The organism is Mycobacterium montefiorense (genome assembly GCF_025823255.1).
Taxonomy (GTDB): domain Bacteria; phylum Actinomycetota; class Actinomycetes; order Mycobacteriales; family Mycobacteriaceae; genus Mycobacterium; species Mycobacterium montefiorense.
On sequence record NZ_JACKVL010000013.1, the window covers coordinates 366,864 to 392,968 of the forward strand.

Consider the following 26,105-nt stretch of genomic DNA (forward strand, 5'->3'; position numbering starts at 1 on the left):
AGGATGATGACCCGCTGGACATGGGGAGGCTAATGCGCAAGTCGGTGCGGAACGCAGATCGTATATCGGGTTCGCCCACCGTGCTGGCGCAGCTGTCGCCAGGCGAGCGGGCAACCATCGTGGGCGTGGCGCCGGCGGCGTCGGCCGCGGTGGCGGGCCGATTGCGGCAGTTGGGATTTCGGCCGGCCTCCGATGTCGAGGTCATCCGCCGGGCTCCGATGGGCGATCCGACCATCTACCGGGTTCAGGACACCGAGCTGTGCCTGCGCCGCCGCGAGGCGCGGCTGATTGAAGTCGCGTCGGGGACTGACGCATGACGTCATGCCACGAAGAAGACGGCTCCGGGGTCGCTGTCGCCGGACTGGCGCGCATCGCGCTGGTGGGCAGTCCCAACGCGGGCAAGACTTCGGTTTTCAACCACTTGACCGGATTGCGCGCCAAGACCGGTAACTACCCGGGCGTCACGGTCGGGCGCACCGTCGGCACCACCAAGGTGGACGGCGTCGAGGTCGCCATCGAGGACCTGCCCGGCACCTACAGCCTCGACCCGATCAGCCCGGACGAGCAGGTGGTGTCCGACCTGCTGGGCGGCGAGGTCTACGGCGACGGCCGCCCCGATGCGATCGTCATCGTCGCCGACGCCACTACGCTGTACCGCTCGATCATCCTGGTGGCCCAGGTGCTGCGCCAAGACCTGCCGTGTCTGTTGGTGCTGACCATGACCGACGAGCTGACCGCGCGGGGCGGCGGCATCTCCGTCGATGCCTTGTCGACGGCGCTCGGCGTCCCGGTGCTCGCCGTCGTCGCCAACCGCGGCGTAGGCATTGACACCCTGCGCGCCCAACTGGTGGCCTTCGGCCGCTGGCAACGGCCCCCGGTGCTCCCGCCGGCCGATGATGCGGCCATCGACGCCTGGGGCCGCTCGGTGCTGAAGGCGGCCGATTACGTTGCCCCCCAACCCGATCGGCGTACCCGACGGATCGACGCGCTGGTGCTGCATCCGCTGTGGGGGACCATCATCTTCTTCGCAGTGATGTTCTGCTTCTTCCAGGTGGTCTTCACCGTCGCCGCGCCGCTGCAGGATCAAGTGGGCGATTGGCTCAGCTGGCTCGGCACCCTGGTGAGCAACCACGTCGGCAACTACGTGGTGCGCGGATTGCTCGGCCAGGGGCTGATCGGTGGCGTGGGAACGGTGCTCCAGTTCATCCCGCAGATCGTGTTGCTGTTCTTACTGATCGCGCTGCTCGAGAACGTCGGCTACATGGCGCGCGCCGCATTCCTGATGGACCGGGTCATGGCCGCGACGGGGTTGGAAGGCCGCGCCTTCGTCGCGATGCTCTCGTCGTTCGCATGCGCGATCCCGGGGATCATGGCCACCCGAACACTGCCGTCGTCGAAAGACCGGATCGCCACGATCATCACGGCACCGTTGATGACCTGCTCGGCGCGGCTCCCGGTGTTCACCCTGCTGGTCGGACTGCTGGTGTCGCCGCGCACGCAGTGGGGTGGGCTGAGCGCGCAGGGCATCGCGATGTTCGCACTGTATGTGTGCGGCGGCACCTCGGCGCTGATCGCCGCCTCGGTGTTCAAGTCGACGATCCTGCGCAGCGACATGCTGCCGTTCACGATGGAGCTTCCGCCGTACCGCTTCCCGTCGCCCAAGAACGTGCTGATCACGATGTGGGATTCGGCGAAGATGTTTTTGCGCAAGGCCGGAACGATCATCCTGGGCACCTCCGTGGTGCTGTGGGTGTTGCTCAATCTGCCGGCCCGCGCGTCAGAGACTGCGAACATGTCGCCAACGGATGCCACCGCTTACGTGATGAACCACAGCTACGCCGCCGATGTCGGGAAGGCGATCGGGCCGGTGTTCAAGCCACTCGGATTCGATTGGCACATCAACATTTCGCTGCTCGGATCGTTCTCGGCGCGCGAGGTGTTCGTGTCCACCCTGGGCCAGGTGGCGGCGGCGGAAAGCCCCGACGATCCGCACGAAGCACTGCTCAACTTGAAAGACGATGCGGGCCATAAGGTGTTCACCGCGCCGACGGTCATCGCGCTGATGGCGTACTTCATCTACGCGTTGCAATGTATGTCCACCGTCGCGGTGATGCGCCGCGAAACCAATTCGTGGCGGTGGCCGGTAATCGCCTGGTCCTACATGTTCGTGCTGGCGTGGCTGGCGGCGTTCGCCGCCCGGGCGGTCGCGATGGCGCTAGGCGCATGATTCCGATCCACGCCACCGCCACCGCGAATCCGCGCCAGCTGCGCTGGGTGGTCGCCCCCGAGCAACTACCGGCGCGCGGCACCGTCCGCAACGCCCCGGGCAGGCTGGGCGCCTTGCTGGACGCCCACGCGATCGACGAGGTCGTGGTGGGCGCCGGCGGCATCCTGATCACGATCGGTGCCGGCGGCGATTGGCGTGAGCTGGGCGACGATATCCGCGAGGCGCTCGGCGCGGCGCTGCTGGACTCGGCGGGTTGGACGATCGACGAAACATCGTTTCCCGCAAGCAAATTGGAAACGGTCGTTGAGGAACTGCTGGCCGGGCCGGTGGGTGCACTGGCCGCCTCGCATGGCGGATCGATCGAGCTGGTTTCGGTGGTGGGCCACCACGTGACGGTTCGGATGGTGGGTGCCTGCGATGGATGTCCGGGTGCGTCCTCCACACTGCGCGAGGCGCTCGAGCGTGAGTTGCGACGGCGGGTCGATGAGCAGGTCGTGGTCGCCTCATCCGAAAACGATTCGGCCTCACTGTCTTTGGGAAAGAAGCTGCTGTCGTTGATAGTCCGTTGAGGGCGTTGTCGTCGTCCCCGGTAGAAATGAGTGATGACGGAACTGTGGGTCGAACGCACCGGGACGCGCCGCTACACCGGCCATAGCTCAAGGGGAGCGCAGGTCCTGGTCGGGTCCGAGGACGTCGAGGGCGTGTTCACCCCCGGCGAACTGCTCAAGATCGCGTTGGCCGCGTGCAGCGGGATGTCCAGCGACCAGCCGCTGGCCCGTCGGCTCGGCGACGACTATCGGGCAGTGGTCCGTGTCTCCGGCGACTCCGACCGCGCCGAAGAGGTCTATCCGCTGCTCTCTGAGACGCTGGAGCTCGACCTGTCCGGACTGTCCGACGACGAAACCGAACGCCTGGCCGTGGTCGTCAACCGGGCGATCGACCTGGTCTGCACGGTCGGGCGCACCCTCAAGTCGGGCACCACGGTCAAGTTCGAGATCGCGTCCGAAGCCAACAATGCCGGGTCCTGACGTCGCACTCACCGCCTGGGTGCAAGGGATGGTTCAGGGTGTGGGTTTTCGCTGGTGGACCCGTTGCCGCGCGCTGGAGCTCGGCCTCACCGGCTACGCGGCCAACCAGGCCGACGGCCGCGTCCTGGTCGTCGCGCACGGCCCCCGGGAGGCGGGCGAGAAATTGCTGCAGCTGCTGCAAGGCGGCCATTCGTGGCCCGCGCAGCCCGGCCGCGTCGACAAGGTTGTCGCCGAATGGTCGCGGCCGCAGGAGCAGTTCGAGGGATTCGTCGAGCGCTAGCCTGGGCGGCGAATCAAACGCACGATGGCGTCGTTTTCGGTGACTGAAGTGGCCACTGTGGCCAGTGCGTCAGACTGTGAACAACAGGTGTATTTCAGGCGAGCCGACACCCCTTGGTGACCGTGCCTCCGGCAATTTGGGCGGTAGTCTGGCTCGCCGTGTACCTCAAGAGTCTGACGCTGAAGGGCTTCAAGTCCTTCGCCTCGCCGACGACTCTGCGCTTCGAGCCCGGTATCACCGCCGTCGTCGGGCCCAACGGCTCCGGCAAGTCCAACGTGGTCGACGCCCTGGCCTGGGTGATGGGGGAGCAGGGCGCCAAGACGCTGCGCGGCGGAAAGATGGAAGACGTCATCTTCGCCGGCACCTCGTCGCGCGCGCCGCTGGGCCGCGCCGAAGTCACCGTCACGATCGACAACTCCGACAACGCACTGCCGATCGAGTACAACGAAGTATCGATCACGCGGCGGATGTTCCGCGACGGCGCCAGCGAATACGAAATCAACGGCACCGGTTGCCGTTTGATGGATGTCCAGGAGCTGCTGAGCGACTCCGGCATCGGCCGCGAGATGCACGTGATTGTGGGCCAGGGCAAGCTCGACGAGATCTTGCAGTCGCGTCCCGAGGATCGCCGTGCCTTCATCGAGGAAGCCGCTGGTGTGCTCAAGCACCGCAAGCGCAAGGAAAAAGCCCTGCGCAAGCTCGACGCGATGCAGGCCAACCTGGCCCGGCTTACCGACCTGACCACCGAGTTGCGCCGCCAACTCAAACCGTTGGGCCGCCAAGCCGAGGTGGCTCGTCGCGCCCAGACCATCCAGGCCGACCTGCGTGACGCGAAGCTGCGGCTGGCCGCCGATGACATGGTCAACCGTCAGGTGCAGCGGGACGCGATCCTGGAGGCCGAGGCCACCATGCGCCGCGAGCACGACGTCGCCGCCAGCCGGCTGGCGGTGGCGTCCAACGAGCTGACCGCACACGAGACCGCGCTGGCCGAGCTGTCGGTGCGAGCCGAGTCGGTCCAGCACACCTGGTTCGGGCTGTCCGCCCTGGCGGAACGGGTGAGCGCCACGGTGCGCATCGCCAGCGAACGCGCTCAGCACCTCGACCTCGAGCCGGTCGCGACCAGCGACACCGACCCGGATGCGCTGGACGCCGAAGCCGACAGAGTCGCGGCCGCTGAGCGGCAGCTGCTGGCGGAACTGGCCGCCGCCGGGACCCGGCTGGAGGCCGCCCGCGCCGAATTGTCCGAGCGCGAGCGCGAGGCCACCGAGGCCGACCGTGCGCATCTGGCCGCCGTCCGGGCTGAGGCGGACCGGCGTGAAGGCCTGGCCCGGCTGGCTGGTCAGGTCGAGACCATGCGGGCCCGGGTCGAATCGATCGACGACAGCGTCGCCCGGCTGTCCGAGCGAATCGAACAGGGCGCTGTGCGCGCTCAGCAGACCCGGGCGGAGTTCGAGACCGTGCAGGCCCGCGTCGGCGAACTCGATCAGGGCGAGGTGGGCCTGGACGAACACCACGAGCGCACCGTGGCCGCGATGCGAGCGGCCGACGAACGTGTCGTCGAGTTGCAGGCCGGCGAGCGCGAAGCTGAGCGCCGGGTGGCTTCGCTGCGAGCCCGCATCGATGCGCTCTCGGTGGGCCTCGAGCGCAAGGACGGCGCCGCGTGGCTCACGCAAAATCACAGCGGTCCAGGGCTTTTCGGCCCAATCGCGAAATTGGTCAAGGTCCGCTCGGGGTATGAGGCGGCGCTGGCCGCGGTGCTCGGGTTGGCGGCCGACGCGCTGGCCGCCGAAAGCTTCGGCGCGGCCCGTTCGGCGGTCGCCGCGCTCAAGCAAGCCGACGGAGGCCGGGCGGCCCTGGTGCTGGGTGACTGGCCCGCCGATCAGCCCGCGTCGGGCGCGCCGCTGCCCGACGGGGCTCTCTGGGCGCTCGACCTGGTCGACGCCCCGCCGCGGTTGCGCGGCGCGATGGCCGCCATGCTGTCCGCCGTCGCGGTGGTCAACGACCTGGGCGCGGCGCTGGATCTGGTGGCCAGCCGCCCGCAGCTGCGGGCGGTCACGCTCGACGGTGACCTGGTCGGCCGCGGCTGGGTGAGCGGCGGTTCGGACCGCAAGCCCTCGACGCTGGAGCTCACCTCGGAGATCGACAAGGCCGGCACCGAGCTGGCCGCCGCCGAGTCGCAGGTGGCGCAACTGTCCGCGGCCTTGTCCGGCGCGTTGACCGAGCAGCGGGGCCGTCAGGACTCCGCCGAGCAGGCGCTGGCCGCGCTCAACGAATCCGACACCGCGATCTCGGCGATGTACGAGCAGCTGGGCCGCCTCGGACAGGACGCCCGGACCGCCGAGGACGAGTGGAACCGGCTGCTGCGCCAGCGCGAGGAGCTGGAGGCCGGTCGCGCCCAGACCGTCCAAGAGGTCACCGGACTCGAAACGCGGCTGCGCAACGCCCAAGAGAGCCAGCTCGCGCCCGCGGAAGAACCCGTCGATCGTCAGCGCATCGCCGCCGCGGCCGATACCGCCCGCGGCGTCGAGGTGGAGGCCCGGCTTGCGGTGCGCACCGCCGAGGAACGAGCCAATGCCGTTCGCGGCCGGGCGGATTCGCTGCGCCGTGCGGCCGCCGCCGAGCGCGAGGCACGGGTGCGGGCCCAACAGGCACATGCCGCGCGACTGCGGGCGGCCGCGGTGGCCGCGGCGGTGGCCGACTCGGGTCGGCTGCTGGCGACACGGTTGAACGGGGTGGTCGCCGCGGCATCGCAAATCCGCGACGCGATGGTCGCCGAACGCGAGGCGCGCTCGACCGCGATGACGGCGGTGCGCGAGGAGGTGCACACACTGGGTGCCCGGGTGGCCAAACTGACCGACTCGCTGCACCGCGACGAGGTGGCCAACGCGCAGGCGGCGCTGCGCATCGAGCAGCTGGAACAAACGGTGCTCGAGCAGTTCGGCATGAGTCCCGCGGATTTGATCGCCGAGTACGGCCCGCAGATCGCATTGCCGCCCTCCGAGCTGGAGATGGCCGAGTTCGAGCTGGCCCGCGAGCGTGGCGAACAGGTCACCGCGCCCGCGCCGGTGCCCTACGACCGGCCCACCCAGGAGCGGCGGGCCAAGCGGGCCGAGCGGGAGCTGGCCGAACTGGGCAGGGTCAATCCGCTGGCCCTCGAGGAGTTCGCCGCGCTGGAGGAGCGCTATAACTTCCTGTCCACCCAGCTCGAGGACGTCAAGTCGGCCCGCAAGGATCTGCTCGACGTCGTCGCCGAGGTCGACTCGCGCATCCTGCAGGTGTTCAGCGATGCCTTCGTCGACGTGGAACGCGAATTCCAGGAGGTCTTCACCGTGTTGTTCCCCGGCGGCGAGGGCCGGTTGCGGCTGACCAATCCGGACGACATGCTCACCACCGGCATCGAGGTGGAAGCCCGTCCGCCCGGCAAGAAGGTCACCCGGCTGTCTTTGCTGTCCGGTGGCGAGAAGGCGCTGACCGCGGTCGCGATGCTGGTGGCGATCTTCCGCGCCCGCCCGTCGCCGTTCTACATCATGGACGAGGTGGAGGCCGCGCTCGACGACACCAATCTGCGCCGCCTGATCTCGCTGTTCGAGCTGCTGCGGGCCCGCTCGCAGCTGCTGATCATCACCCACCAGAAGCCGACAATGGAGGTCGCCGACGCGTTGTACGGCGTGACCATGCAGGGCGACGGCATTACCGCGGTGATCTCGCAGCGCATGCGCGGACAAGAGGTCCAGCAGCTCGCCACCACTTCTTCGTAGCGCGCGGGCGGCGGCCTGCCGCTGTGGTCGCTGTGAGTTGCAGGGCGTGGCCCTGAAACAATGTCAGCGTGTCGCAAGGTCTTTGGATCGCCATCGCCGTCGTTGCCGCCCTGGTTGTCATCGTTGTGCTGGTCCTGGGGCTGACCCGGTACCGCCGCCGGCGGCGCATCAGCCTGACCCGGCCCGAGCCGGGCGCACTCGAGGGTTCCGGGCGCTACACGGCGTCATCGGGCATCAGCTTCAGTCAGGGTGCGCAGACGCAGGATCGGATCGACACCAGCGGGTTGCCCGCTGTCGGAGACGACGCGACCGTCCCGCGTGACGCGCCGCGGCGCACGATCTCCGATGTTCACCTGCCCGCACCGCAGGCCGAACCCGAGACCGTCACACCGCTGCCGGCGCCGGCCCCCGAGCCCGAAGCTGAGCCGGCGATCCCAGCGACGGCCGAGATCGAGGAGATCGCGCCGACCGAAGGCCGGCTAGAGCGCCTGCGCGGCCGGCTGGCCCGATCGCAGAACGCGCTCGGGCGCAGCATGCTGGGCTTGATCGGCGGCGGCGACCTGGACGAAGACTCCTGGCAGGACGTGGAGGACACCCTGCTGGTCGCCGATCTGGGCCCGGTGGCCACCGAGTCGGTGGTCTCGCAGCTGCGCAGCCGCCTGGCCGGCAGCAATGTGCGCACCGAGGCCGACGCGCGTGCGGTGCTGCGTGACGTGCTGATCAGCGAGCTGAAGCCCGAGATGGATCGCTCGATTCGCGCGCTGCCGCACGACGAGCACCCGTCGGTGCTGCTGATCGTCGGCGTCAACGGCACCGGAAAAACCACCACCGTCGGAAAGCTGGCGCGGGTGCTGGTCGCCGACGGCCGGCGGGTCGTGCTGGGCGCGGCCGACACATTCCGGGCCGCGGCCGCCGATCAGCTGCAGGCCTGGGCTTCCCGGGTGGGCGCGGAGGTAGTGCGCGGCGCCGAAGGCTCGGACCCGGCCGCGGTGGCCTTCGACGCCGTCGACAAGGGCATCGAAACGGGCGCCGACGTCGTGCTCATCGATACCGCGGGGCGTCTGCACACCAAGGTCGGCTTGATGGACGAACTCGACAAGGTCAAACGGGTGGTAACCCGGCGCGCCGCGGTCGACGAGGTGTTATTGGTCCTCGACGCCACCATCGGACAGAACGGGCTGGCTCAGGCCAAGGTGTTCGCCGACGTCGTCGACATCACCGGCGCGGTGCTGACTAAGCTGGACGGAACGGCCAAGGGCGGCATTGTTTTCCGGGTGCAGCAGGAGCTCGGTGTGCCCGTGAAACTGGTCGGCCTCGGCGAAGGACCCGACGATTTGGCGCCGTTCGAGACCGCCGCGTTCGTAGACGCCCTGCTCGGCTGAAACCCCTTACACGGGGGCCGTTTCGTTAATGATGCCGAAACACGGTGGCCCCATCTCGGAAACAACCATTGCGCAAGGTTCTGGATCAGGTCATCAGGCGCATGTCTGATGACCGGTTCAGGGCCGACCGGAGGTGATACCGAGTGAGTTTCCCAGTAATGGGCCAGCCCAATACCGGCGATACGGCATGGATGCTGGCGAGTTCCGCGCTGGTGTTGTTGATGACGCCAGGTCTGGCGTTCTTCTATGGCGGGATGGTCCGCGCCCGAAGCGTGCTCAACATGCTGATGATGAGCATCAGTGCCATGGGTGTGGTGACCGTGCTGTGGGCGCTGTATGGCTATTCCGTTTCGTTTGGCACCGACAAGGGCAACTTCCTCGGCGATCCGACCGAGTACTGGGGCCTGAAGGGCCTGATCGGCGGCAACGCCGTGGCCGCCGACCCGACCAAGGGCGTTGCGGCGACGGACATCCCGCTGGCCGGCACCCTGCCGGCGATAGTGTTCGTGGCATTCCAGCTGATGTTCGCGATCATCACGGTCGCGCTGATCTCGGGTGCGGTGTCCGATCGGCTCAAGTTCAGCGCCTGGTTGGTGTTCTCCGGTCTGTGGGCGACGTTCGTGTACTTCCCGGTCGCGCACTGGGTGTTCGCGTTCGACGGCTTCGCGGCCGAGAAAGGCGGCTGGATCGCGAACAAGCTGCACGCGATCGACTTCGCCGGTGGGACGGCGGTTCATATCAACTCCGGTGTGGCCGGTCTGATGCTGGCGATCGTGCTGGGCAAGCGGCGTGGTTGGCCTACGACGCTGTTCCGCCCGCACAATGTGCCGTTCGTGATGCTCGGTGCGGGTCTGCTGTGGTTCGGCTGGTACGGCTTCAACGCCGGGTCGGCCACCAGCTCCAACGGCGCCGCGGGTGCGACGTTCATGACGACCACGATCGCGACGGCCACGGCGATGCTGGCCTGGCTGCTCACCGAGCGCATTCGCGACGGCAAGGCGACAACCCTGGGAGCCGCATCGGGAATTGTGGCAGGGCTGGTCGCCATCACGCCTTCCTGCTCGTCGGTGAATGCGCTCGGCGCCCTGATCATCGGTCTGGTGGCGGGCGTGCTGTGTGCGCTGGCGGTCGGTCTGAAGTTCAAGCTCGGCTTCGACGACTCGCTGGACGTGGTTGGGGTGCACCTGGTCGGCGGTCTGGCGGGCACGCTGCTGGTGGGTCTGCTGGCCGCCCCGGAGAGCGTGGCGATCAACGGCGTGACCGGCGTATCCAAGGGTCTGTTCTACGGCGGTGGCTGGGATCAGCTGGAGCGACAGGCGGTCGGCGCGTTCGCCGTTCTGTTCTACTCCGGGATCGTGACGCTTATTCTGGCTCTGATTCTGAAGTACACCATCGGGCTGCGTTTGAGCCCGGAAGCCGAAGCCGCAGGTATCGATGAATCTGAGCACGCGGAGGGCAGCTACGATTTCGCAGTGGTCACCGGTTCGATTCTCCCTCATGCCAGCCTGCCGGACAGCTCTAACGGACTGGACGAAGCCGTGGCCGAGAAAGTGGAGGCGGAGTAATCATGAAGCTGATCACCGCGATCGTGAAGCCGTTCACCCTTGATGACGTCAAGACCAGCCTGGAGGACGCGGGCGTCCTGGGGCTGACGGTCAGCGAAGTCCAGGGCTACGGCCGGCAGAAGGGGCACACCGAGGTTTACCGGGGTGCTGAATACTCGGTCGATTTCGTGCCGAAGGTTCGGATCGAGGTCGTTGTCGACGATTCCATCGTCGACAAGGTCGTGGACAGCATCGTCCGGGCGGCACGCACCGGCAAGATCGGTGATGGCAAGGTCTGGGTGAGCCCCGTGGAAACCATCGTGCGAGTGCGCACCGGTGAGCGCGGGACCGATGCGATATGACGCTAACCGCAAATTGACGATCCAGCCCGGGCGGGCCGGGAGGTTATGAAACCGGACGAGCCCGACCGGGAGTCTGGAGCGGACACCGCGCACGCAGGAATCGCTGCTGGAGCAAGCGATTTAGCCGCTGCACGGCGCACGCTGCTGTCCGAGGGCAGCACCCTGCACGCGGCGGAACTGCGGCACGCCTGGCTGGACCTGCACGAGTCGTGGTTGACGGCCAAAGCCACTGAGCTAGGTATCACCGATGCCAGTGGCTTCGCGATCGTCGGAGTCGGCGGCCTGGGCCGCCGCGAACTGCTGCCCTACTCCGACCTGGATCTGATGCTGTTGCACGACAACGTGTCCGACGAGGCGCTGCAGAAGGTTGCCGACGGGCTGTGGTATCCGCTGTGGGACGCCAACGTTCGGCTCGACCACAGCGTGCGAACGGTGTCCGGAACTCTCGGTGTCGCCAATGGCGACATGATCGCCGCGCTGGGGCTGCTGGATGCTCGCCACATCGCCGGTAACGCGGAGCTGTCCGAGGAATTGGTCTCCGGCGCAAGAAGGCAGTGGCGCACCGCAATTCGTTCCCGAATGGACGAGCTGGTAGAGATGACGAATGCTCGCTGGCTGCGCTGCGGCCGAATCGCGCAGCGCGCCGAGCCCGACCTGAAATCTGGTCGCGGTGGCTTGCGCGACGTCCAACTGCTCGACGCGCTGGGCGTCGCCCAACTCATCGATCGCCGCGGCATGAATCGTCCGGAGGTCCCGGGTGGTTCGCTCGACGATGCCTATCTGACCCTGCTCGACGTGCGCACCGAACTGCATCGGGTGTCCGGGCGCGGACGCGATCAACTGCTGGCCCAGTTCGCAGACGACATCAGTGCCGCGCTGCACATCGGTGATCGTTTCAGCTTGGCGCGTCAACTGTCTGACGCCAGCCGCACTATCGCTTACCACGCCGAAACCGGAATGCGGACAGCGCAAAACGCATTGCCGCGGCGCGGCATTACGGCATTGGTGCGGCGCCCGAAGCGGCGACCGCTGGACGAGGGCGTCGTCGAGTACGACGGCGAAATCGTGCTGGCTCGCGAGGCTCAACCGGATACCGATCCCGGCCTGGTGCTGCGGGTGGCCGCCGCGTCCGCGGACCACAACCTGCCCATCGGCGCCGGCACGCTGAAACGGCTGGCGGCAAGCGTCCCGGATTTGCCGACACCGTGGCCGCGCGAGGCGCTGGACGACCTGCTGGTCGTGCTGCTGGCCGGACCCACGATGGTGAATACAATCGAGGCGCTGGATCGTACCGGCCTGTGGAGCAAGCTATTTCCGGAATGGGATGCGGTCCGCGACCTTCCGCCGCGCGACGTCTCGCACGTGTGGACCGTGGATCGTCATATCGTCGAGACCGCGGTCAATGCGGCACCGTTGACGACCCGTGTCGCGCGATCGGACCTCCTGGCACTGGGCGCGTTACTACACGACATCGGCAAGGGGCGTGGCGTAGACCACTGCGCGTTCGGGGCCGATTTGGTGCCTCCGATCGGTGAGCGGCTGGGGCTCTCCGCCCGGGACATCGACACGCTGGCGGGCATGGTCCGCCATCATCTGCTGCTGCCCATCGCCGCCACCCGAAGCGACCTCAACGACCCGGCAACCATCGAATCGGTGTCGCAGGCGTTGGGTGGAGACCAGCAACTGCTGGAGTTGTTGCATGCGCTGGCGGAAGCGGACTCCAAGGCCACGGGGCCAGGGGTGTGGAGCGACTGGAAAGCCTCTCTGATCGAGGATCTGGTGCGTCGCTGCCGGATGGTGATGGCCGGTGAGCCGCTGCCGGAAGCCGAACCGACTGCACCACACTATCTTTCACTAGCGGCCGACCATGGCGTACACGTTGAGATCAAGCCGGGGGAGCAGGAACGTCTGCACGCGGTGATGGTCGCACCGGACGGGCGGGGATTGGTGTCGAAAGCGGCGGCGGTGCTGGCACTGAACTCGCTGCGAATTCACTCCGCGACGGTCAACACCCACGATGGCATCGCGATCGCCGAATTCGTCGTGTCGCCGATATTCGGTTCTCCGCCCGAGGCGGGCCTGCTACGTCAGCAGTTTGTCGGCGCGCTGGCCGGCGACGTCGACGTGCTTGGCGCGCTGGAGAAGCGCGACACCGAGGCCGCCAGTTCGGCGATGGCCCGGGCCGGGGAGATCCAGGCGGGGGCGCCGCTGACGCGCTCGACCGCGCCGCCGCGGGTGCTATGGCTGGACGCCGCGCCTGGCCAATTCGTCGTCGAAGTTCGCGCCAGGGACCGGATCGGGCTGCTCGCGCTGCTCGCGCAGGCGCTCGAGCGGGCGGGAGCCGACATCGCCTGGGCGAAGGTCAATACGTTCGGATCCACGGCCGCCGACGTGTTCTGCGTGACCATGCCGGTCGAGTCCCCGGACGCAGCCGAGCCCGACGGGGAGCATGGGGCGGCCCCGCGCGCCGAGGTGGAGAAGCACTTGTTGGCTGCTCTGGGTGCCTCCGCCGATGCGGTGGTCGACGAGCCTGTCGCCGAGTGAGCGCTACGCAAGCTCCGAATTCAGTTGCCGCACAGCCACAATAAGCTCCTTGAGCTGGTCTTGCGTCGCTGCGGCAATCGGCGGCCCGCCGCAGCGCCGGCGCAACTCGTTGTGGATCCATCCGTGCGGCTTGCCGGTGCGGTGATGGGCGACCGACACCAGACTGTTGAGTTCGCGACGCAGCTCGCGGAGCTGACCATGCATGGACCCCGACGCCGACGGCACCGGTGCCGCCCGGCCGGACGCGGCCCGCTTCTGTAGCTGCTCGTCCTGGCGCCGGTGCAGCAGAGCCCGCATCTGGGTGGCGTCGAGCAATCCCGGGATACCGAGGTAGTCGGCTTCCTCTTCGCTCCCGGCCGCGGCGGCGGTGCCGAACGAGGACCCGTCGAAGATGACCTGATCCAATTCGGCGTCGGCGCCCAGCGAGGTGAAACCCTTTTCCAGTTCCGTCTTTTCGTTTTGTTCCTTGACGGCAGGATCGGCGTCGAGGGGATCGTCGAGGGACTCGCGGTGCGGCTCGCCGAGTACGTGATTGCGTTGGGCTTCCAACTCGCTGGCCAGCATCAGCAGGCTGGGCACCGACGGCACGAAGATGCTCGCGCTCTCGCCCGGCCGCCGTGACCGCACGAAGCGCCCGATGGCCTGCGCGAAGAACAGTGGCGTCGAGGCGCTGGTGGCGTAGATCCCGACCGACAGCCGCGGCACGTCGACACCCTCGGAGACCATGCGGACCGCGACCAGCCAGCGTGTGGTGCTCTCGGCGAATTCGGAGATCCGGTCCGACGATCCGGGATCGTCGGAGAGCACCAGTGTCGGCACTTCGGCGGTGAGTTTCGTCAGCAGGGCGGCATACGCGCGAGCCGCGGTCTGATCCGAAGCGATGATCATGCCGCCGGCGTCGGGCACATGGGTGCGCAGCTGGCGCAGCCGCTGGTCCGCGGCGGTGATCACCGCCGGCATCCATTCGCCCGCGGGATCCAGCGCGGTGCGCCAGGCCCGCGCGGTCTGCTCGGCGGACAGCGGCTCGCCCAGTCGCGCTTCGTGCTCCTCGCCGGCGCTGTCGCGCCAGCGCGCCTGCCCGGAGTAGGCGAGGAACACCACCGGCCGCACCACGCCGTCGGCGAGCGCTTCGGCGTAGCCGTAGGTGTGGTCGGCCTGCGAACGGCGCACACCGTCGGCACCCGATTCGTACGTGACGAACGGGATCGGGCTGTCGTCACTGCGAAACGGCGTGCCCGTCAAGGCAAGTCGGCGGGTTGCGTCGCTGAAGGCTTCGCGAATGGCGTCGCCCCAGGTCTTGGCGTCACCGCCGTGGTGGATCTCGTCGAAAATGACCAAGGTCTTGCGCTGCTCGGTGCGCACCCGGTGCAGCGTCGGATGCGACGCGATCTGGGCGTAGGTGACCATCACGCCGTGGTACTCCGACGAGGTCGCTGCGCTGGTGTTGGAGAACCGCGGGTCCAAGAAGATGCCGTATCGCAGCGCGGCCTGCGCCCACTGCACCTTGAGGTGTTCGGTGGGCACCACGACCGTGATCTGTTCGACGGCGCGACTGGAAAGTAGCTCGGCGATCACCCGTAGCGCGAACGTCGTCTTGCCGGACCCGGGCGTGGCGACGGCGAGGAAGTCGCGCGGCTCGGCGGCCACGTACTTCACCAACGCGCGGCGCTGCCAGCCTCGCAGCGGTGCAGTGTCGACTCCAACGCTCGCGTCGGCGGCGCTGACCGGCTGCATCGACACAAGCTCCCCTCCGGCGCGCGTTTCGCACGGCGCGCCCTTTCAAAAGTCTTAGGCCCCGGCCCGCGATGCTACCGGTGTGACAGGCGGGTGTGAAATGTAGCATGACAACGCTTTTCGGCGCTGTAGCGACGCTGAAACGACGCGCCGGTTTATCCTGAAAGCGGTGTCGGGTTCGCCAAATCGCGAGTCTGCAGCCACCCGTGAATTCGTTCGGCGACGTCGGCCCAGCCCGGCTCGAGCATCATGTTGTGACCCATGGCAAAGAACTCCGGCTCGGTCCGGTAGGCGCGCGCCGTGGCGCGTACCGCGCGAGTGCTGACGAAGCCGTCGTGCAGGGCCCCGAGGACCAGGATCGGCGCGCTCACCCGCCGGGTTCGGACGCGGCGGACCATCGGGTCGATCATCGTCGCGCGAATGCTCTCGGCTCCGGCGCGTTGCCGGCAGGATTCGACGACGGCCTCGGGCGTGTCGGCGCAGAACAGGTATTCGCGAGCCAGCGCCGGGGTGGCGAGGAATTTCAGCAGCGTGGGGTCGTTCCAGGATTCCATCGTCATCGTGGGGCGGCGGCGCCACACCCGCAGCGCCGTACCGAGCACGCCCTGCGGGGGCAGTGAACCGATCAGCACCGCGGCCGGCGCGCTGCGCTCTTCGAGGTAGCGCTGGACCACGAACCCGCCCACGGAATGGCCGATCAGCACCGGGCGGCCGCCTAAGTCGTCGGCCACCGAAGCGACGTCGTCGACGTAGTCGGCGATGGTCACCTTGGGCAACGGTTTGGCTGTCGGGCTGGTGCCGTGGCCGCGCAGGCTGAGCGAGACCGCGCGGTAGCCGGCGTCGGCGAAGTAGTCCAGAAATCCGTCGTCCCAGCACCACGCGCCGTGCCAGCCACCGTGCACGAAGAGCAACGGGACCGGGTGCGCGTCGGTACAACGTCCCTTGTCGATCACCTCGAGCATGAGCTGACATTTGCTGGCCTGAGCTCCGCCGTCAAGACCTTTCGGCAGCCCGCCGCGCCCGGCTCCGCCGCGCTCGCGATCACCACTAGGCTGGCGGGGTGTTTGAATCGCTGTCCGACCGATTGACCGGTGCCCTACAGGGGCTGCGCGGCAAAGGTCGACTGACTGACGCCGACATCGATGCCACCACTCGCGAAATCCGCCTCGCGCTGCTGGAAGCCGACGTATCGCTGCCCGTCGTGCGCGCATTCGTCGGCCGGATCAAGGAGCGCGCTCGGGGCGCAGAGGTGTCCGGTGCGCTCAACCCGGCGCAGCAGGTCGTCAAGATCGTCAACGAAGAACTCATCGGCATCCTCGGTGGCCAGACCCGCCAGTTGGCGTTTGCGAAGACGCCGCCGACCGTGGTGATGCTCGCCGGCCTGCAGGGTTCCGGTAAGACCACGCTGGCCGGGAAGCTGGCCGCGTGGCTGCGCGGCCAGGGCCACACGCCACTGCTGGTGGCCTGCGACCTGCAGCGTCCCGCCGCGGTCAACCAGCTGCAAGTGGTCGGCCAGCGGGCCGGGGTGCCGGTCTTCGCGCCGCATCCCGGAGAGTCGCCGGAGTCCGGCCCCGGTGACCCCGTTGCCGTCGCGTCGGCCGGGCTCGCCGAGGCCCGCGCCAAGCACCATGACGTCGTCATCGTCGACACCGCCGGCCGGCTGGGCATCGACGACGAGCTGATGAGCCAGGCCACCGCCATCCGCGACGCCGTCGATCCCGACGAAGTCATCTTCGTGCTCGACGCGATGATCGGTCAGGACGCGGTCACCACCGCCGAGGCGTTCCGCGAGGGCGTCGGCTTCACCGGCGTGGTACTGACCAAGCTTGACGGCGACGCCCGCGGTGGTGCCGCGTTGTCGGTCCGCGAGGTCACCGGCGTCCCAATCCTTTTCGCGTCCACCGGCGAGAAGCTGGAGGACTTCGACGTCTTCCACCCGGACCGGATGGCCAGCCGCATCCTGGGCATGGGTGACGTGCTCAGCCTGATCGAACAGGCTGAGCAGGTCTTCGACGCCGAGCAGGCCGAGGCCGCCGCCGCCAAGATCGGCACCGGCGAGCTGACCCTGGAGGATTTCCTCGAGCAGATGCTGGCGATCCGCAAGATGGGGCCGATCGGCAACCTGCTGGGCATGCTGCCCGGCGCCGGGCAGATGAAGGACGCGCTGGCCGAGGTCGACGACCGGCAGCTCGACCGGTTGCAGGCCATCATCCGCGGCATGACGCCGCAGGAGCGCACCGATCCCAAGATCATCAACGCCTCGCGGCGGTTGCGTATCGCCAACGGTTCGGGTGTGACGGTGTCCGAGGTCAACCAGCTGGTCGACCGCTTCTTCGAAGCACGCAAGATGATGTCGTCGATGCTTGGCGGCATGGGCATCCCGGGCATGGGCCGCAAGTCGGCGACGCGAAAAGCCAAGGGCGCTAAAGGCAAGAAGGGCAAGAAGGGGGCACGCGGGCCGACGCCGCCGAAGGTGCGCAACCCGCTCGGCGCCGGCATGCCGGGCATGCCCGCGGGGTTCCCCGATCTGTCGCAGATGCCCGAGGGCCTCAACGAGTTGCCGCCCGGCCTGGCGGACTTCGATCTATCCAAGCTGAAGTTCCCGGGCAAGAAGTAGCCGCACGGTGCCCATGCACGTGCGAGGTCGGGGGTTACCCGACGAGACCTCGATCGAACTGTGGATCGTCGACGGCCACATCAGCACCGAACGGGTTGCCGGGGCCGACACCGTGTTTGGCTCGTCTGGTTTTCAAGGCTGGATCCTGCCCGGGCTGGTGGACGCGCACTGCCACGTCGGACTTGGCCATCACGGCGAGATCCCGCTCGCCGACGCGATCGTGCAGGCGCAGGCCGAGCGTGATGTCGGCGCACTGCTGTTGCGCGACTGCGGCTCGCCGACCGACACGCGCAGCCTGGATGACCGCGACGACCTGCCCCGCATCATCCGGGCCGGAAGGCACATTGCCAGGCCCAAGCGCTACCAGGCGGGTTTCGCGAATGAGCTCGAAGACGAATCCCAGCTGCCGGCCGCGGTGGCGCAGGAGGCGCAGCGCGGCGACGGCTGGATCAAATTGGTCGGCGACTGGATAGACCGCAGCGTCGGCGACCTCGCCCCACTGTGGTCCGACGACGTGCTCAAGGCCGCGATCGACGCCGCACACTCCCACGGTGCCCGCGTCACCGCGCACGTCTTCAGCGACGAGGCGATGCCCGGGCTGATCAAGGCCGGCATCGACTGCATCGAACACGGCACCGGGCTCACCGACGACACCATTGCGTTGATGCTCGAACACGGAACCGTGTTGGTCCCCACCCTGATCAACATCATCGACAACTTCCCGGGTATCGTCGATGCTGCGAAGCGCTACCCGGTCTATGCCGCGCACATGCGCGAACTGTATGCGCGTTGCCCGGAGCGGATCGCGGCGGCCGTGGACGCGGGTGTGCCGATCTATGCCGGAAGCGATGCCGGCACGATGATCGCGCACGGCCGGATCGTCGACGAGGTCGAGGCGCTGGCGGGGGTTGGGATGAGCCGCACCGATGCGCTGGGGGCGGCGTGCTGGGATGCGCGGGCCTGGCTGGGCAGGCCCGGCCTGGACCACGGCGCGCCAGCTGATCTGTTGTGCTACTCACAGGACCCGCGGCAGGGTCCCGATGTGCTAAGCCAACCCGACCTGGTGATCTTGCGCGGCAACACGTTTCGTTCGTAACGCCGGCCGGGCGCCTGATCGGCGTGGCGTCGCGGCAGCGGATAGAATGACCCGATGGCGTTGGCCAGCGGCGCGGTTATTGCCGGTTATACCGTCGCTCGAAGGCTCGGATCCGGGGTGACTGGAGATGTCTACCTTGTCCAGGATCCTCGTTCCGCGCGCTGGCAGGCGCTGAAGGTTCTTTCGCTGACGCTGTCCTCGGACCGTGCGTTCCGCCGGGATTTTCTGGACGAGACGCCGACCGTGTCGGGTCTGCATCACCCGAACATCGTGGAAGTGCACGACCGCGGCGACGTCGATGGGCAGCTGTGGATCGCGATGGACTACGTGGAGGGCAGCAACGCCGCGCAGCTGTGCAAGGACCGATTCCCGGCGGTGTGGGCCGTCGGTGAAGTCTTGGCCATCGTCACCGCGATGGCCGACGCGCTCGATTACGCGCATGCGCACGGACTGCTGCATCGCGACGTCAAACCGGCCAATATTCTGCTGACCAGCCCGGCCGACGGCGAACAACGGATTCTGTTGTCGGACGTCGGGGTAGCCCGGCCACTCGGCGAGCACTCGGGCGTGGTCGGCTCCCACATCCCGGTCGGCACTGTGGGCTACGCCGCGCCCGAGCAGCTGATGGGGGTGGACGTCGATCGGCGCGCCGATCAGTATGCGTTGGCGGCCACGGCATTTCACCTGCTGACGGGCGCACCGCCGATCGAGTACCTCAACCCGGCCGCGGCGCTGCGCGAGTTGCTCACCGGTGCGCCGCGCAAAATCAGCGACCAGCGCCCGGAATTGGCGCAGCTGGATCGGGTGTTCTCGCGGGCGCTCGCCAAACGACCCATCGACCGGTTCGCGAGCTGTCGAGAGTTCGCCGACGCGGCGGGCGAACTGGCCGCGGTCGAGACGGCAGGTCGTGGTCCCGAGGCTGTCCTTGTGCTCGATTACCCGGCCTTAGGGTGGCCCGGCGACGAGGACACCGCGGATGCCGGACCGGCCCGTGCGGCCGTCGCTGACGCCGAGGCGCCGATTAGCCTGCCGACAAAGCGCAGGCCCCGCAAGATCGTGATCGGTGCGGTAGCGATCGCGGTGCTGATCGGGCTGTTCGCCTTCGGCATCATCACCGGACGAAAGATGGAGTCGACCGCCGCGCGGGCGGCGAGTGTCCCGTCGAGTGCGCCCGCCCCGGCCGCCGCACTCCCACCGCCGAGCGCAACGTCGGGTCCGCCCGCGGCGCTGGACGGCACTTATCGCCTCGAGGTCGAGCGGTCCAAGCAGACTTTCGACTACACGCCGAGCCCGCAGCCCCCGGACGTGACCACCTGGTGGGCATTCCGCTCGTCGTGCACGCCGTCGTACTGCTCGGCCGCCGCGATACTGCTCGACGACAAGGATCACACCCAGCCGGCCCTGACCGGCGGCCGTCCCGTCGTGTTCCGCTTCGACGATGGTCAATGGCAGTCGCGTCCGGAAACGGTGCCGTTTCCGTGTGTGGGACCCAACGGCATCGCCAAGTCGCAGACCACGGTGCAGACGTTGGTGCTGCGGCCCAACGCGACGGGCGATCTCGTCGGCGAGATGGAGCTGGTCGTGCAAACCGACGAATGTGGCCAGCGGGCGTCGGTTGTCCGGGTCCCGGCAAAGCTGAGCCGGGCCGCCGACACCCCGCCAGGTGTGTACGTGCCGGACCCGGTCACCGTCCCCGAGATCGCCGGCGCCCAGACCGCCGCATCCCCGACCCCCAGCGACTCGAAGTCACCCGCGGCGCCATCCAAGCCGGGTCGCTAACCCGTTTTAGCGTCGTGACCTGCAGGCTTGTCTGTCGCAGAAAAAGATTGCGAGTGCTCACTATCTATGATAAGTTCGCTGCAACCGATCAGCCTGGAGGCGACAGTGACGTACGACGTGATCATCCGCAACGGATTGTGGTTTGACGGAACCGGCAGCGCGCCGCATACCCGCACGCTGGGTATCCGCGACGGAGTGGTGGCCACGGTGGCGGCCCAGCCGCTGGACGAGACGGGCTGCCCCGAGGTGATCGATGCGGCGGGCAAGTGGATCATGCCCGGCTTCCTCGACGTGCACACCCACTACGACGCCGAAGTGCTGCTTGACCCGGGCCTGCGCGAGTCGGTGCGCCATGGTGTCACCACGGTGCTGCTGGGCATGTGCTCGCTGTCGACGGTCTACGCAGACTCCGAGGACGCCGCCGACCTGTTCAGCCGGGTCGAGGCGGTGCCCCGCAAATATGTGCTGGGCGCGCTGGAAACCAACCGAACCTGGACCACCGCAGCCGAGTACATCGCGGCCATTGACGCGCTGCCGCTCGGCCCGAATATCAGTTCGCTGCTTGGCCATTCGGACCTGCGCAGCACGGTACTCGGACTGGACCGGGCCACCGACGCCACCGTCAAGCCCACGGACGCCGAGCTGGAGAAAATGGCGACCTTGCTCGACGAGGCGCTCGAGGCGGGCATGCTCGGCATGTCGGGCATGGACGCGGCGATCGACAAGTTGGACGGCGACCGCTTCCGCTCGCGGGCGTTGCCGTCGACCTTCGCGACCTGGCGGGAACGGCGCAAGCTGATCAAGGTGCTGCGCAAGCGCGGCCGGATCCTGCAGAGCGCGCCCGACGTCAAAAATGCGGCGTCCGCACTTATGTTCTTCTTGACCAGCAGCCGGATATTCAACCGGCGCAAGGGTGTTCGGATGAGCCTGCTGGTGTCCGCCGACGCCAAGTCGATGCCGCTCGCGGTCTACGTCTTCGGGCCGGCAACTCGGCTGGCGAACAAGATCCTGGGCTCTAGCGTGCGGTTCCAGCACCTGCCGGTGCCGTTCGAGTTGTACTCCGACGGAATCGATCTGCCGGTTTTCGAGGAGTTCGGCGCCGGCACGGCAGCCCTGCACCTCCGTGACCAGTTGCAGCGCAACGAGTTACTGGCCGACGAGGCTTACCGTCGCAAGTTCCGCAAGGAGTTCGACCGCATCAAGCTCGGGCCGTCGTTGTGGCACCGCGACTTCCATGACGCGGTGATCGTCGAATGTCCCGATAAGTCGTTGATCGGCAAGAGCTTTGGCGCGATCGCCGATGAGCGCGGACTGCACCCGCTCGACGCGTTCCTCGATGTGCTGGTGGAAAACGGTGAACGCAACGTGCGGTGGACCACCATCGTGGCCAACCACCGGCCCAAGCTGCTCAACGCGCTCGCCAACGAGGACAGCGTGCACATGGGCTTCTCGGATGCCGGTGCGCACCTGCGCAATATGGCCTTCTACAACTTCGGGGTCAAGCTGCTCAAGCGAACTCGCGACGCCTATCAGGCGGGTGCGCCGTTCATGTCCACCGAACGGGCGGTGCATCGTTTGACCGGCGAACTGGCGGACTGGTTCGGCATCGACGCCGGCACCCTGCGCGAGGGCGACCGGGCGGACTTCGTGGTGATCGACCCGGCCGGCCTGAACGACGAGGTCGAGGCCTACCACGAGGAGGAAGTGCCCTTCTACGGCGGCTTGCGGCGGATGGTCAATCGCAGCGACGGCGCCGTCGTCGCAACGGGCGTCAACGGCGCCGTGGTGTTCCGCGCGGGTCAGTTCCGCGACGGCTACGGCGAGACGGTGCAGTCCGGCCGCTACCTGCGGGCGGGTCAGCCCGCGCGGCGCAGCGCTGCGCTGGTCTGAGTCCGAGATGGCCAGAACTCAGCAGCAGCGCCGTGAGGAGACCGTCGCCCGGCTCCTCGAGGCGGCCATCGCCAGCATCGTCGAGGTCGGGTACGCGCGGGCATCCGCGGCAGTGATCACTAAGCGGGCCGGGGTGTCGGTCGGCGCGCTGTTCCGTCACTTCGAGACGATGAGCGACTTCATGGCGGCGACGGCGTCGGAGGTGCTGCGCCGGCAGGTGGAGTCGTTCACCAAGCAGGTCGCCCAGATTCCGGCCGACCGGCCTGCGCTGGAAGCGGCGCTGACGATTCTGCGGGACATCACCGGAGGCTCCACCAACGCGGTGCTCTACGAACTGATGATCGCCGCGCGTACCGACGAGAAGCTGAACGCCCATCTGCGCGACGTTCTGGGGCAGTACACCGCGAAGATTCTCGACGCGGCGCGGGCGCTGCCGGGCGCCGACGCCGTCGGAGAAGACACGTTCCCGGTGCTGGTGGCGTTGATGACGAATGTCTTCGACGGCGCGGCGATCGTGCGCGGGATTTTCCCGGAACCCGACATCGAGGAGCAGCGAATTGCGTTGCTATCCGCGCTGATCACCGGTCTAGTCGGTGAATGAAGGCTCCTAGCAACGGGTTACAGCGAGCCGATACTGGATTGCGGGTTGAGCGCGAAACCCCAGTCGAACAAGCTGCCGGCCTGATCCCAATATGTCGGTCCGCCGGGCTTGACCATTCCGTACATCATGGCGACCACTAAGCGGCGTCCACCGCGGGAAGCGGCACCGACGAAGGTCTTGCGGGCCGCGTTGGTGAACCCGGTCTTGCCGCCGATGGCGCCGGGATAGCGAGTCAGCAGTTCGTCCTGGTTGGTGATCGGTTCGTCGCCGCGATCGCCGGGGAACATCGCCGACGGCTCGGCAGTGATGTGGGCGAACATCGGGTTGGCCATCGCGGCCCGGAAGATGACCGCCAGGTCGTGCGCGGTCGAAGCCCCGGAGCCGCCGGGGCCGTCCAAGCCGGACGGGGTGGCCGCGTGGGTGCCGGTCGCCCCGAGGGAGGCGGCCATGGCGTTCATCTTGGCCACGGTGGCGTCGGCGCCGCCCATCAGGTGCGCCAGGGTGTTGGCGGCATCGTTGCCGGACACCAGCAGCAGCCCGTCGAGCAGCTGGCGCGCGGTGTAGCTGCGGCCGGGCTTGATGCCGACGCAGTTGCACTCGACCTGGGTGTCCGCGACGTCGGCGACGACGGTGGAGTCCAGGTTCACCTGGTCCAGCACCACCAACGCCAGCAGTACCTTGATAGTGCTCGCGGGCGGGTGGGCGACGTACTGGTCGCGGCCGGCCAACACCTGACCGCTGTCGAGATCAGCCAGGATCCAGGTCTGAGCCGGGCCGTCGGGGATCGGGACCGAGCCAACCGGCTGCATGTCGTCGGCCCAGGCCGTGGCAGCGGTGGCGGCGCAGGACCCGACCGTGACCAGAGCAGCGACCGCGGCCATGAGTTTGCGCATGGGCGCAAAGTTTAACTTCCAAGCCCGACCGTCACCTCACGGACACCACGGCGGAACGGGGCAGAACGGAAGCGTCGGCAGCGGCAGATATGAGGTCTGGGTGGGTACCGGCCCGGGCGGAGGCGGCTGCTTGAACGGCATCGACGACCAGGAATAGAACGCGCCGGTGCCCGTGTCGTGCACGCCCGCGTAATCCCAGTAGAAGTCGTGGCAGACGTTCGCGTCCCAGGGGATGGGCCGGCCCGCGGGATCCGGGTCGCCCGGACACCAGCGTTGGCAGGAGTTGCCGGGCGCGCAGCTTCCGGGAGCCGCGGCGGCTAAAGGCACACCGAGCCACACCAACAAGACCGTTGCCAAGCAGGCGATTCCTGCTCTCACAGCTGGGATTATTCTCCTCGGCGGCTTTGCGTGGTAGGGGAGAAGGGGAGGAGGCAGTTATGAGTGAACGAATCGACTACGAGGCGGTGGCCCCGCGCGGTGTGAAGTCACTCGGCGGGGTGCACCTTTATTTGAGCCAGTCCGGTCTGCCGCCGGTGTTGCTGACCAGCGTTTACCTGCGGGTGTCGCTGATCAACGGCTGCGCGTACTGCATCGACATGCACTCGCGGGAATTGCGCGATTTGGGGGTTTCGAACGAAAAGATCGCTCTGGTTCCGGTGTGGCAGGAGGCCGGCGAGCTGTTCGACAGCCGCGAGCGCGCCGCGCTGGCGTGGGCGGAAACCGTCACCCTGATATCGGCCACGGGTGCGCCCGACAGTGCTTACGCGGCGGTATCGGCGCACTTCGACGAGAAGGAACTGGTCGACCTCACGATCGCAATCGGGTTGATGAACGCCTACAACCGGCTGGCGATCAGCTTCCGCAATCCACCGGCTGCGGTGAGTGCGAAACATGCTGAAACACAAAGGAACTGACGACTGCTCGGGGTGCCTGGGCGTCGACAGGACCCCGGGTGTTGAATCGATGCATGTTGAGCCTGGCCGAAATTTCCGACCGTCTGGAGATCCAGCAGCTGATGGTCGACTATTCCACCGCTATTGACCAGCGGCGATTCGACGATTTGGACAAGGTATTCACCCAAGACGCATACATCGATTACACGGCCTTGGGCGGGATCGAGGGCCCCTATCCCGATGTCAAGAAGTGGCTGTCGGAGGTGTTGCCGACCTTCCCGGTGTATGCGCACATGCTCGGGAACTTCTCGGTGCAGATAGACGGGGATAAGGCCTCGTCACGGGTGATCTGCTTCAACCCGATGGTGCTTCGCGGTGATAAGGAGCAGGTGCTGTTCTGTGGGCTCTGGTACGACGACGAGTTCGTGCGCACCCCGGACGGCTGGCGAATGACGCGCCGGGTCGAAACGAAGGTCTTCCAGAAAATAATGTGACCCGGGGCGTTGCGGCTGGGCGAATTTCTGCCGAAGCCCCTCGTTCTGGCACAATAGGCGGCTGTCCGCCGCGCGACCCGCCCCTTTTGTGGGGGTGCTTGTTCGGCGGTCATACACGCGAGGCAAAACCGGACCCGGGCATCCCGCCCCGATCGCTGAATTGCAGCGTGACACCCAGGAGAAATCGCTTAATCATGGCTGTGAAGATCAAGCTCACCCGGCTTGGCAAGATCCGCAATCCCCAGTACCGCATCTCGATAGCCGACGCGCGCAACCGCCGCGACGGCCGCTCGATCGAGGTGATCGGCCGGTACCACCCGAAGGAAGACCCCAGCCTGATCGAGATCAACTCGGAGCGGGCCCAGTACTGGCTTTCCGTCGGTGCGCAGCCGACCGAGCCCGTCCTCAAGCTGCTGAAGATCACCGGCGACTGGCAGAAGTTCAAGGGCCTGCCGGGCACGGAGGGCAGCCTGCAGGTTGCGGCGCCCAAGCCCAGCAAGCTGGAGCTGTTCAACGCCGCACTGGCCGAGGCCGATGGCGGACCGACCACCGAGGCCACCAAGCCGAAGAAGAAGGCCCCGGCCAAGAAGGCCGCGAAGGCCGACGAGCCCAGCGCTGAGGCCACACCCGAGGCCGCACCGGCCGAGGCCGCGGCCCCGGCTGCCGAGGCCGCCGACGCGCCCGCCGAGGGCGGCGCGCAGCCCGAACCGACCACCGAAAGCTGACTGACGCGATGAGTACGGTCGTCGTCGACGCTGTCGAGCATCTGGTCCGCGGAATCGTGGACAACCCTGACGATGTCCGGGTGGACCTGGTGACCAGCCGCCGTGGACGCACTGTCGAGGTTCATGTCCATCCCGACGATCTGGGCAAGGTGATCGGCCGCGGGGGACGTACCGCGACGGCGTTGCGCACGCTGGTCGCCGGTATCGGTGGCCGCGGCATCCGCGTCGACGTGGTGGACACCGACCAGTAGCGGGGCG

Annotated in this window: 23 protein-coding genes; 19 read left to right on the forward strand and 4 right to left on the reverse strand. The window is 67.6% G+C overall.

Going from position 1 to position 26,105, the window contains the following annotated elements:
- Positions 1 to 80: 80 nt before the first annotated feature.
- From H7K34_RS15060 to H7K34_RS15105, 10 genes are all read left to right on the forward strand, one after another.
- The gene (locus H7K34_RS15060; RefSeq protein WP_108925920.1) at positions 81 to 317 is read left to right on the forward strand and encodes a FeoA family protein; all 237 of its coding nucleotides are present in this window, start codon (positions 81 to 83) and stop codon (positions 315 to 317) included.
- Positions 314 to 2,227, forward strand: a complete 1,914-nt coding sequence (feoB, locus tag H7K34_RS15065; protein ID WP_264062805.1) for a ferrous iron transporter B — start codon at positions 314 to 316, stop codon at positions 2,225 to 2,227. Before H7K34_RS15060 ends, feoB begins: the two co-directional genes overlap by 4 nt.
- Complete coding sequence (locus tag H7K34_RS15070) at positions 2,224 to 2,796, forward strand: NifU family protein (RefSeq protein ID WP_108925885.1); 573 nt, start codon at positions 2,224 to 2,226, stop codon at positions 2,794 to 2,796. Before feoB ends, H7K34_RS15070 begins: the two co-directional genes overlap by 4 nt.
- A gap of 33 nt (positions 2,797 to 2,829) precedes the next feature.
- The gene (locus tag H7K34_RS15075; protein WP_264062806.1) at positions 2,830 to 3,255 is read left to right on the forward strand and encodes an OsmC family protein; all 426 of its coding nucleotides are present in this window, start codon (positions 2,830 to 2,832) and stop codon (positions 3,253 to 3,255) included.
- Complete coding sequence (locus H7K34_RS15080) at positions 3,242 to 3,535, forward strand: acylphosphatase (protein ID WP_108925887.1); 294 nt, start codon at positions 3,242 to 3,244, stop codon at positions 3,533 to 3,535. Before H7K34_RS15075 ends, H7K34_RS15080 begins: the two co-directional genes overlap by 14 nt.
- Before the next feature lie 158 nt (positions 3,536 to 3,693).
- Positions 3,694 to 7,293: a chromosome segregation protein SMC gene (smc, locus tag H7K34_RS15085; protein ID WP_264062807.1), complete on the forward strand. Its 3,600-nt coding sequence runs from the start codon at positions 3,694 to 3,696 to the stop codon at positions 7,291 to 7,293.
- Between the two features lie 68 nt (positions 7,294 to 7,361).
- On the forward strand, positions 7,362 to 8,675 hold the full coding sequence (ftsY, locus tag H7K34_RS15090) for a signal recognition particle-docking protein FtsY (protein WP_264062809.1): 1,314 nt from the start codon (positions 7,362 to 7,364) through the stop codon (positions 8,673 to 8,675).
- A gap of 158 nt (positions 8,676 to 8,833) precedes the next feature.
- Positions 8,834 to 10,240, forward strand: a complete 1,407-nt coding sequence (locus H7K34_RS15095) for an ammonium transporter (protein WP_264063566.1) — start codon at positions 8,834 to 8,836, stop codon at positions 10,238 to 10,240.
- A 2-nt stretch (positions 10,241 to 10,242) separates the two neighbouring features.
- Positions 10,243 to 10,581, forward strand: coding sequence for a nitrogen regulatory protein P-II (gene glnB / locus H7K34_RS15100; RefSeq protein WP_090601155.1), 339 nt, complete (start codon positions 10,243 to 10,245; stop codon positions 10,579 to 10,581).
- A 45-nt stretch (positions 10,582 to 10,626) separates the two neighbouring features.
- Positions 10,627 to 13,125, forward strand: a complete 2,499-nt coding sequence (locus H7K34_RS15105; protein WP_264062810.1) for a [protein-PII] uridylyltransferase — start codon at positions 10,627 to 10,629, stop codon at positions 13,123 to 13,125.
- A gap of 3 nt (positions 13,126 to 13,128) precedes the next feature.
- Here H7K34_RS15105 and H7K34_RS15110 read toward each other — a convergent pair whose 3' ends face one another.
- Both H7K34_RS15110 and H7K34_RS15115 read right to left on the reverse strand, forming a co-directional pair.
- Entirely contained in the window at positions 13,129 to 14,859 is a 1,731-nt protein-coding gene (locus H7K34_RS15110) for a DEAD/DEAH box helicase (RefSeq protein ID WP_264063567.1), read from the reverse strand.
- Positions 14,860 to 15,014: 155 nt separating this feature from the next.
- On the reverse strand, positions 15,015 to 15,821 hold the full coding sequence (locus H7K34_RS15115; RefSeq protein WP_264062811.1) for an alpha/beta hydrolase: 807 nt from the start codon (positions 15,819 to 15,821) through the stop codon (positions 15,015 to 15,017).
- A gap of 98 nt (positions 15,822 to 15,919) precedes the next feature.
- On the opposite strand from H7K34_RS15115, the gene ffh reads away from it, so the two are divergent.
- The 5 genes from ffh to H7K34_RS15140 all read left to right on the forward strand — a co-directional run bounded on the left by ffh (position 15,920) and on the right by H7K34_RS15140 (position 22,842).
- Entirely contained in the window at positions 15,920 to 17,476 is a 1,557-nt protein-coding gene (ffh, locus tag H7K34_RS15120) for a signal recognition particle protein (RefSeq protein WP_264062813.1), read from the forward strand.
- Between the two features lie 13 nt (positions 17,477 to 17,489).
- On the forward strand, positions 17,490 to 18,572 hold the full coding sequence (locus tag H7K34_RS15125) for a metal-dependent hydrolase family protein (protein ID WP_264063568.1): 1,083 nt from the start codon (positions 17,490 to 17,492) through the stop codon (positions 18,570 to 18,572).
- Between the two features lie 54 nt (positions 18,573 to 18,626).
- Complete coding sequence (locus tag H7K34_RS15130; RefSeq protein WP_264062815.1) at positions 18,627 to 20,351, forward strand: serine/threonine-protein kinase; 1,725 nt, start codon at positions 18,627 to 18,629, stop codon at positions 20,349 to 20,351.
- Between the two features lie 66 nt (positions 20,352 to 20,417).
- The gene (locus H7K34_RS15135) at positions 20,418 to 22,241 is read left to right on the forward strand and encodes an N-acyl-D-amino-acid deacylase family protein (protein WP_264062817.1); all 1,824 of its coding nucleotides are present in this window, start codon (positions 20,418 to 20,420) and stop codon (positions 22,239 to 22,241) included.
- Positions 22,242 to 22,248: 7 nt separating this feature from the next.
- A complete protein-coding gene (locus tag H7K34_RS15140; RefSeq protein ID WP_108925896.1) occupies positions 22,249 to 22,842 on the forward strand; it encodes a TetR/AcrR family transcriptional regulator in 594 nt (197 codons plus the stop codon).
- Between the two features lie 17 nt (positions 22,843 to 22,859).
- Here H7K34_RS15140 and H7K34_RS15145 read toward each other — a convergent pair whose 3' ends face one another.
- Both H7K34_RS15145 and H7K34_RS15150 read right to left on the reverse strand, forming a co-directional pair.
- Positions 22,860 to 23,735 (reverse strand): D-alanyl-D-alanine carboxypeptidase family protein, encoded by an 876-nt coding sequence (locus tag H7K34_RS15145; RefSeq protein ID WP_264062818.1) that lies wholly within the window; start codon positions 23,733 to 23,735, stop codon positions 22,860 to 22,862.
- Positions 23,736 to 23,771: 36 nt separating this feature from the next.
- The gene (locus H7K34_RS15150) at positions 23,772 to 24,092 is read right to left on the reverse strand and encodes a hypothetical protein (RefSeq protein ID WP_264062819.1); all 321 of its coding nucleotides are present in this window, start codon (positions 24,090 to 24,092) and stop codon (positions 23,772 to 23,774) included.
- 80 nt (positions 24,093 to 24,172) lie between these two features.
- On the opposite strand from H7K34_RS15150, the gene H7K34_RS15155 reads away from it, so the two are divergent.
- The 4 genes from H7K34_RS15155 to H7K34_RS15170 all read left to right on the forward strand — a co-directional run bounded on the left by H7K34_RS15155 (position 24,173) and on the right by H7K34_RS15170 (position 26,098).
- Positions 24,173 to 24,649 (forward strand): carboxymuconolactone decarboxylase family protein, encoded by a 477-nt coding sequence (locus tag H7K34_RS15155; RefSeq protein ID WP_264062820.1) that lies wholly within the window; start codon positions 24,173 to 24,175, stop codon positions 24,647 to 24,649.
- Positions 24,650 to 24,702: 53 nt separating this feature from the next.
- Entirely contained in the window at positions 24,703 to 25,122 is a 420-nt protein-coding gene (locus H7K34_RS15160) for a nuclear transport factor 2 family protein (RefSeq protein WP_264062821.1), read from the forward strand.
- A 194-nt stretch (positions 25,123 to 25,316) separates the two neighbouring features.
- Positions 25,317 to 25,847: a 30S ribosomal protein S16 gene (rpsP, locus tag H7K34_RS15165; RefSeq protein WP_264062822.1), complete on the forward strand. Its 531-nt coding sequence runs from the start codon at positions 25,317 to 25,319 to the stop codon at positions 25,845 to 25,847.
- 8 nt (positions 25,848 to 25,855) lie between these two features.
- Positions 25,856 to 26,098 (forward strand): RNA-binding protein, encoded by a 243-nt coding sequence (locus H7K34_RS15170; RefSeq protein WP_036354608.1) that lies wholly within the window; start codon positions 25,856 to 25,858, stop codon positions 26,096 to 26,098.
- The last annotated feature ends 7 nt before the right edge of the window (positions 26,099 to 26,105 follow it).